2 protein-coding genes are annotated in these 1,727 nt (G+C 41.0%); one reads left to right on the top strand and one right to left on the bottom strand.

The window, feature by feature from the left end:
• The first annotated feature begins 312 nt into the window (after nt 1-312).
• Entirely contained in the window at nt 313-807 is a 495-nt protein-coding gene (locus BM210_RS34155; protein WP_091177112.1) for a metal-dependent hydrolase, read from the top strand.
• A gap of 123 nt (nt 808-930) precedes the next feature.
• On the opposite strand, the gene BM210_RS34150 is transcribed toward BM210_RS34155, so the two are convergent.
• On the bottom strand, nt 931-1,557 hold the full coding sequence (locus BM210_RS34150; RefSeq protein WP_177238186.1) for a stalk domain-containing protein: 627 nt from the start codon (nt 1,555-1,557) through the stop codon (nt 931-933).
• Nucleotides 1,558-1,727 lie beyond the last annotated feature (170 nt).

Below are 1,727 nucleotides of genomic sequence, written 5' to 3'. Positions count from 1 at the left end.
ATGGTGTTGGGTTTTAAACCCGGGACAAACCCATCATACCGAGGCGCTCCTTTTTTGACAAAGGCCATTTCTTAGCCTTAACAGGAATGTTTAGCACAACACGACTGCCGATCCGTGCCGGAAGCCGCGTTCTTGTTGAGCTATAGTTATCTGTTAGATTAATGAACGTAGAATAATATCATTTTAGAGCTTCTTTTTTCTAAGAACATAATACCTCTCCACATTTTATTAGCTTGTTTTTCAAAGCTACGGACCATTTTCCGGATAACGCCATATGGTTGAAATAAGAATATGTCGTACAGGAGCGTTATCATGCTGCAAAAAACTCATAGCGTCGCCGGATTAGTAGCCGCCGAGCTTGTACTCGTTCATCAGGATGTACCGTTTCTATCGTGGGAGGCTGTCGGCGCTCTGCTGCTTGGCTGTTTAGCCGGTACGCTGGCTGACGTCGATAAGCAAGGCTCCACTATGGCAAAGGTTCTCTATCCTATATCGGCTCTATTAAAGATTATAAAGGTTCGCCACCGGTCAATAACCCATTCCATTCTCTTTATACTGGTATTGATGTTTGTGACGATTCCTTTGCCTGCATTGTTTTTCTTGACGTTTGTCGTCGCATACGTCTCGCACCCGCTCATTGATCTGCTCAATCACAGAGGCGTCGAACTATTCTGGCCGCTCAAACTGCATATCCGCTTGCTCCCGAAGTTTATGGCGATCGATACAGGCTCCCTTGGGGAAAACGTGGTTCGCTGGCTTCTGCTTGCCATTAGCCTCTGGATTCCGTTTTCGACGATCATTTCTTAAGGTAAAAACTGCCAGTTAGCACAACGCGGCTGCCGATCCATGCCGGCAGCCGCGTCTCAGGTTGTTTATTATGCTATAGTTCCCAGTTAGTTGAATGAAATTCATGTTTTTTTTCTGGCTCATTTATTCTTTACCAAAAGAAATTACGTCACGTTCATGTACACTCAAAATATGTGAAAGAGACACTTTTTCATCATCTCTAATTAACAAACCAAACCGTGAGTTCATACCTGACCAACCTTCTATTCCATCTTCCTTATAGTTCCCAGATACATAAGCAAGGGCATGTTCTTTATTAGACCAAAATTCAATTTTCTTGGTTTTTAAATCACCAATTTGTTCGATAAGCAGTAATAAGAAAAGTTTTTGAAAATCAGTGTTATCAGGTATATCTTTATATCCCTCCGAAAAGACCACTGTCGTATCAGGATTATTTATTATGTTATCAGCTAAAATCTCATACATAAAGCTATATTTCCCATGGAGAAGTGATGATACAAAATAAGGATATTGATTTTCTATTTCGACCGTATTTAATTGTTCGTTCCAACTCACTTTTGCCCCAAGTGCCTCAGCAAGAGTTCTCATTGAAGTCATTGTCGTCCCATCATCAGATACTTCAACTTTGGTATTGAGCAATTGACCATTAAGAATAACCTTTCTCACGGCTTGAATAGTGTCTGAAGCATACACTGCTGTCGTCGCAGTTAAAGCAATGCCGCAGGTTAGACCAAGAATGAACTTTTTCAAAATTCATCACTCCCAATATTAATTTGAGAAAACGGCAGCCATTATGTCGGCTGCCGTTTCTTAGTGTTCATTGAGCTATCGTTCCTCGATAGTTTAATGACCGAATTACTCTTAGTTATTTATAAGCCGTAATGACTGATACGGATAGTTCTTCGGTAAATATACCAGTT

This window comes from Paenibacillus sp. 1_12, from assembly GCF_900114475.1.
Lineage (GTDB): Bacteria > Bacillota > Bacilli > Paenibacillales > NBRC-103111 > Paenibacillus_S.
The sequence above is the reverse complement of the archived record's forward strand: the minus strand, read 5'-3'. Positions and strand labels throughout refer to the sequence as shown.